This is a genomic window from Micromonospora sp. M51 (assembly GCF_018070305.1).
GTDB classification, from domain to species: Bacteria; Actinomycetota; Actinomycetes; order Mycobacteriales; family Micromonosporaceae; genus Micromonospora; species Micromonospora parva.
The window spans coordinates 1-5,999 of record NZ_JAGPXZ010000362.1 but is presented as its reverse complement, the minus strand read 5'-3'; the positions used below and the strand labels follow the sequence as shown (position 1 = coordinate 5,999).

Genomic DNA, 5,999 nt, shown 5'->3' with positions numbered 1-5,999 from the left:
CAGGCTCACCATCGACCAGGGTCGCGGCGTACTCGTCGGACAGGATGGTGGCGTCGAGCTCTGCCGGCAGCTCGACCCAGCGCGCCTCGCCGGCCAGTTGATAGGCGAAGGTCAGACTCGGGCCGTCGAAGGTGGCCCGCAACGTGATGTCGCCCGCGCTCGGCAGGTCGACGTGGCACGCGTCGTGCATGACCCGCCGGCCGTTGTCGCACGACATCACCTCGAGCACCGGCTGGCCGTCGTCGTCGGCGGTCACATAGGCGTAGTGCCAGTTGCGGGTGTTGTAGTAGGCGGTGACGCCGGCGAGCTGGCGGTAGTTGGCCGGCTCGAAACGCATGGCGGCCGTCAGCTCGCACTGCTGCGCGGTGACGCGACGCGCGACCAGGCTCGGACGGTGCCGGCCGACCGGTGACTGGCCGCCGTGAATCCGCAGGATCGAGGGGTGCGAGGTGAGATCCACCCAGTCCGCGGTGGCGGGACGGCGCAGCGTCGACCACTCGGGGCCGAGCACCGGCTCGGTGAAGTCGTCGCGCTCCTCCGGCAGATCCGCCGCCGGCTCAGCCTCGCCCGGCACGGGTACGAGAACCGCCGGTATCCCGTCCTCGATGCGCGGCCACTCCCCCTCCGGCCAGTGCACCTCCTGGATCGCGGTCTCCCGGCCGAGCACGCACCGGCCGAGGGGGGTGTATGGCCGGGCCGTCAGGTGCGCCAGGTACCAACGCCCGTCCGGCGTGGACACCAGGCTGCCGTGGCCGGACTTCTGCAGCTCCAGCTCGGGACGGCCCTGCGACGTGAGCAGCGGGCCGTCCGGATGGGCCTCGTACGGCCCGAACAGGCTACGGGAGCGGGCCATCGTCGCCTGGTGCGTCCAGGAGGTGCCGCCCTCCGCGGTCAGCAGGTAGTACCAGCCGTCCTTCTGGTACACGTGCGGCGCCTCGGTGACGCCGGCGGTGGTTCCCTGGAAGATCGTCCGCTCGGTGCCGACCAGGCGACGGGCCTCGCGGTCGTACTGCTGGATCTGAATGCCCGCGAACCGGTCACGGCCCGGCCGCCAGTCGGCGACCATCGACAGCATCCAGGTGGTGCCGTCCTCGTCGTGGAACAGCGACGGGTCGAACCCGCGCCCGTGCAGCACGACCGGGTCCGACCAGGGCCCGGCGAGGTCGCTCGCGGTCACCAGATAGTTCTGCGGATCCCAGTATCCGCTGGCGAAGCTCGCCACGTCGGCGTACAGGAGATGAAACTCACCGTCCACATAGGACAGATCGGGCGCCCACACGCCGTTGGAGTCGCCCGCTCCGCTCAGGTCGAGAAGCCGCCGCTCGGTGATGACGCCACCGAGCGGGCGCCAGTGCACCAGGTCGGTCGAGTGATGCAGCCGGACGCCCGGGTACCACTCGAAGGTTGACGTGGCGATGTAGTAGTCAGTGCCGACGCGCAAGATCGACGGGTCGGGGTTGAAGCCGGGAAGGACCGGGTTTCGGATCAGCCGGCCAGGCACCTCGCCGCCGTGGGGCCCGGCCGCTGCCGGACTCTTTGTTGCGGTCGTCATTTCGCTTCTCCGTAACGGTAGCCTCGTCGAAAGTTTCGACGAGGTTCGATCGCCTGATCGGCACAGACTAGCCGCTATTACACCTTAGTGACAATGGCGTTGGCCTGTACAGCCGCGTCATGTCCACTGTCGCTTGCTTCCGGAAGTTGCTCCGATAGTTCACCTTCACCACCTTCTTGCAGGCTTCGTAATTAGGGGCCGGGCGGCCCACTCCGGCACCGCTGGCAGCCGGCCAGATCCGGTGGTGAGGCGACCTGCCGACCAGAGGTGCGGGCGGGCGGCACGGCACGGGACACGGTGGCCGGTACGGCCACCGGGCAACCGCCACCGGTGCTGTCGCGTCCGCTCCACGACACCCCGACAGCGGTGCCACCGCCCCGACAACGTGCCGAAGCGGCGATCGTGGTGTGACACCCGACTGGCTGCGGTTTCACATCATTCAGCGGCGGAAGAATTGCGTGGCCCCGGCCGCCGCCACCGTTGTCAGCCGCCTAATGCCGCCACGATCTGCTGCCCTCTCACCGGCACGCCCGGACGGCATCCAGGACACTGCGGGCGTAACGCGGGGGTGGCACCGGACGGCGGCAGACGTGCGCGCTGGTGATGGCCCCGCGCAGCCGCGGATGGGATGTTTGCCCGGTCCGAACGGGATGCGAGGCTGAACGTGTGGCCTCCCGATCGGCGTACACGTGAACAACCCTTGGCCGTCCGGCGGCCTGGACGGAACCGCACTCCCCCTGCGGCAGCCCGACGACATTCTCGCCACGGCCGCCCACCGGTGACACCCGGATGAGCCTGGTGTCGGCGTTCGTACCGATCTGGATTCTCACCGCGGTCGGCTACGCGGCCTGTCGTTGGGGCCTGCTGGGCGAGGCGGCGGCGTCGGTGCTCGGCCGGTTCGTGTTCCAGCTTGCGATGCCGGCCGCCCTGTTCCTGGCCCTGTCCCGAATGCCGCTGTCCGTGTTCGACGGCCGCTCGCTGCTCGCCTTCGCAGTGAGCACCGTCGCGGTCGTCGGGTTCGGGTGGGTCGGCGCGAGCTGGCTGTTTGGTCGCAGGCCCGGCGAACGGCCGATCTGGGGCATGGCCGCCGGGTACGTGAACTCGGCGAACCTCGGCATCCCGATCGCCACGCAGGTCCTCGGCAACGTGTCGTTCCTGGCGGAGGTGGTGCTGCTGCAGGTGCTGGTGGTGACGCCCGTGATCCTGGTCGCCCTGGACCGGCACAGCGACCCGGCCGGGCGGGTACGCGTCCGCCGTATCGCCTCCCTGCCGGTCCGCAACCCGGTGATCCTGGCATCGCTGCTCGGTGTCGCGTGCTCGGCCGCCGGCCTGCGACTGCCGTCGGCGGCCGGCGCGTCGCTCACCCTGCTCTCGGCAGCCGCCGTTCCGGCCGCGCTGGTCGCGCTCGGCGCGTCGCTGCACGCTCCGGCGCCGACACGAGTAGAGCGGGTAGAGCCGGCGGAGCGGGTGGAGCCGGCGGAGCCAGCCGGGCTGGCCGAGCTGGCCGAGCTGGCCGTGATCACCATGCTGAAGCTCGTCGCACAGCCGATCGTCGCGTACGTGACCGGGCTGGCCCTGCACCTGTCCGCGCCACAGTTGCTCGCCGTGGTGGTGTGTGCGGGCCTGCCGACGGCGCAGAACACGTTCATCTACAGCCAGGAGTACGGCGTCGGCGAGGCGGTGACCAACCGGGCGGTGCTGGTGACCACGACGCTGTCACTGGCCACAGTGGCCGCAGCGGCGACGCTGCTCGGCTAGGGCCTGAGCTGACCCGTCCAGCATGCGTCTCGGTACGGCGAGCGCCCGACCCGCTGGCCGCCGTCGTCGACGACCAGCGGGACGGCAGCACGGATGCCGATGGGCCGCCAAGGCGCCGGGCGCGCGTCGGCGGCTCACCCTCTCAGCCGTTGTCGATGAGGCTGGCGATCTCGTTGTAGATCAGGTGCGCCTTCGCGCCCTGGTTCGACGGACAACCGCCGAGGTGGTGCAGGGCGATCACGCGGTGGCTGGCGTTCAGCACCGGTGAACCTGAGTTGCCACCGGAGGTGTCACAGCTGTAGCTGATGTTCCAGGTGTTGTAGTTCGCGTTCCGGACGGCGCAGGTCGCGCCGTTCTGGGCGTCCTCGTAGATCGACAGCCGCTTCGGGCTGCCGTCGCCGTGCCCGGGGATGTAGATCCGGGTGCCGTTGCTGGTGGCGGTGGTCGCCAGGTACAGCGTGCCGAAGCCCTGGATGGCGGCGAAGTTGTTGACCGAGAACAGGGTGTAGTCGAGTTGGCTGGAGCCGCCGCTGCTCACCTTGTAGAGGGTGGCACCGCTGACCTTGGTGCCGGCGCCGGGATTGGCACCGCCACAGGTGGCGCACTGGTAGTTGAACTGCATCTCGCTGCCGCTCACGGCGGACTGCGTCGAGAAGCAGTGCTTGTTCGTCAGCATCCGGTTGGTGTTGCCGACCCGCCAGGTGGTGCACATTCCACCGCCGCTGATCAGCAACCGCGCCACCGCCCTGCCGCGGGCGTACTCGGTGGGGTGGCTGTTCTGGTAGCACACCACGTCGCGGCGGGCGTCGGTGCTGCACACGGACTGGGTGGAGAAGTTGTGCGCGGCGACCTCGGTGCGGTCGTATCCGCGCCAGAACCGGTCGATGGTGGCCGCGCTGCCCCGTGCGGGGCGGCTGCTGTGCAGTGTCACCACTGCGGTGTCGCCGTCCACCGACATCGCCCAGAAACCCGGCTGTCCGTCGGTGGTGTAGTCCGAGCCGGTCGCCCGGTTCAGGTGGCGGTCGTACCGGTAGCTCTCCTTGCCGTCGCGGCTCGACACGGTGACGTAGTCGCCCTCGGCCAGTCGCAGTGAGCTGAAGTGCACCTTGATGTAGGTAGCGCCGGGGTGCTGGATGACCTGTGTCCCGCCGTTGGGGGCGTAGGACAGCGAGCTGCCGACGGTGCGGAGTTCGCCGATCGTGGTCACACCCTCTGCCGAGAACTGGTTCGATTCCGGTGCCCGCTCGGATGATGGCGCGAGAGGGGCAACCGAGTACGCCTCGGCGGCGGGTACCGACAGTAGGCTCAGCCCGAGTGTGCAGGCAGCGAGCGCGACCGCCCCCGTTCGTAGGCGGTGCAGGGCATGTTTCATCTGTCGCTCCTTCTCAGGAATCAGCACCGAGACGTGCCTTCGGTCTTCCTACCTGAGATGACGCAAGAGATATAATCCCATCTATGTCATAGCGGTGCCGCTAGATCAGCCGGCGCCGTATTCGCCACACCACCACACCGATCAGGATCGCCGCGACGGCGACGAACACCGCCGCCTCGATGAGCTGGAACGTCCAGAACCGGTCGGCCGGGTGATAGACCCCGAATCGCTGGATGCCCCGCGCGTGCAGGAACTGGTTGAGGTTCTCGCCGGCCCGGTTGGCGGCGCCCTCCAGCTCGTGGTACTCGGTCCCGCTCAGCCTGCGCCCGCTGGCGTCCACGTAGCCGCGTTCGATCACCCAGTCGGCGAAGCCGGGCACGGCCCGGCGCCCCGCCTGGTCCGTCGTGCCGCCGACTCCGACCGGCTCCGTGGTGGTGAGCGGCGTGGCGTACGCGGGACGGGCCAGCAGCGCCACCGCCATCCGGGCGGCGAGGAACGCCCCGAACGCGACGCCGAACGCGGGCAGGCTGCGCCGCAGGATCGCCCCGGCGGCGGTGGCGACGCCGAACGCGAACAGCGCGTACGCCACCGGAACAAGTCCTTCCAGGTCGAAGGCGTCGTACTGGAACCGTCCCTCCCAGGCGTCGAACGGCTGACGGAACCAGGTGAGCACCGCGGTGAACATCCCGGTGAGCGCGACGGTGACGCCGGCGAGTGCCACGAGCTTGGTCGCCAACCAGCGCATCCGCGGGACGGCCTGCGTCCAGGCGAGCTGCCAGGTGCCGTCCTCCAGTTCGCGCGCGAGCAGCGGCGCACCGAGGAACGCACCGATGACGACGGGGACCAGATAGAAGCCCGCCAGGAGGTTCTCGACGTACCCGTACTCCTCGTCGAGCCGGCGGAAGGACGCCGCGCAGGCCTCGTTGACACCGGCGTCTCCCGCGCACCCGGCGGGACCGCCGGGGAACAGGTCGTGGGCCTGCGTCCCGAGCACGAGCAGGACGACGGCGAACATGCCGACGAACAGACCCAGGACGCAGACCTCGGCCCGGTGCTGGCGCCAGATCAACCACGTCATGCCGGCACCCCGGACGGGACGGTGGTGCTCGGCTCGGACGGCCGACGCAGGTACGCCAGCACCAGCTCCTCCAGCGCGACCGGCTGGGCCTGCCACCCGGGCGCGGGCGGGAGCCCGCCGTCGCGTACCAGCAGGCTCGTGTGGCGGTCGCTGTGGACGGCCTCCACGACGGCGCCGGATCGGTCGAGGTCGGTGGGCGTGCGCGGGCCGACGAGCCGCCGGTGCTCGACGAGGAGGGT

General features: G+C 70.0%; 4 protein-coding genes and 1 pseudogene. 1 reads left to right on the top strand and 4 read right to left on the bottom strand.

What is annotated here, in order from left to right:
- On the bottom strand, positions 1 to 1,552 hold a 1,552-nt coding region (locus tag KBX53_RS19325; protein WP_210860830.1), incomplete at its 3' end, for a glycoside hydrolase family 43 protein.
- Between the two features lie 789 nt (positions 1,553 to 2,341).
- Here KBX53_RS19325 and KBX53_RS19320 point away from each other — a divergent pair.
- The gene (locus tag KBX53_RS19320) at positions 2,342 to 3,310 is read left to right on the top strand and encodes an AEC family transporter (protein WP_210860829.1); all 969 of its coding nucleotides are present in this window, start codon (positions 2,342 to 2,344) and stop codon (positions 3,308 to 3,310) included.
- A 142-nt stretch (positions 3,311 to 3,452) separates the two neighbouring features.
- Here KBX53_RS19320 and KBX53_RS19315 read toward each other — a convergent pair whose 3' ends face one another.
- The 3 genes and pseudogenes from KBX53_RS19315 to KBX53_RS19305 all read right to left on the bottom strand — a co-directional run.
- A complete protein-coding gene (locus KBX53_RS19315; RefSeq protein ID WP_210860828.1) occupies positions 3,453 to 4,682 on the bottom strand; it encodes a serine protease in 1,230 nt (409 codons plus the stop codon).
- 100 nt (positions 4,683 to 4,782) lie between these two features.
- On the bottom strand, positions 4,783 to 5,760 hold the full coding sequence (locus tag KBX53_RS19310; RefSeq protein WP_210860827.1) for an ABC transporter permease subunit: 978 nt from the start codon (positions 5,758 to 5,760) through the stop codon (positions 4,783 to 4,785).
- Positions 5,757 to 5,999: pseudogene (locus tag KBX53_RS19305) on the bottom strand (ABC transporter ATP-binding protein); the annotation flags it as partial. The gene KBX53_RS19310 and the pseudogene KBX53_RS19305, both read right to left, overlap by 4 nt.

Excerpts from the sequence above, each read along its gene's own strand:
- KBX53_RS19320 (WP_210860829.1), top strand. The coding sequence starts at position 2,342 with ATGAGCCTGGTGTCGGCGTTCGTACCGATCTGGATTCTCACCGCGGTC.
- KBX53_RS19315 (WP_210860828.1), bottom strand. The coding sequence starts at position 4,682 with ATGAAACATGCCCTGCACCGCCTACGAACGGGGGCGGTCGCGCTCGCT.
- KBX53_RS19310 (WP_210860827.1), bottom strand. The coding sequence starts at position 5,760 with ATGACGTGGTTGATCTGGCGCCAGCACCGGGCCGAGGTCTGCGTCCTG.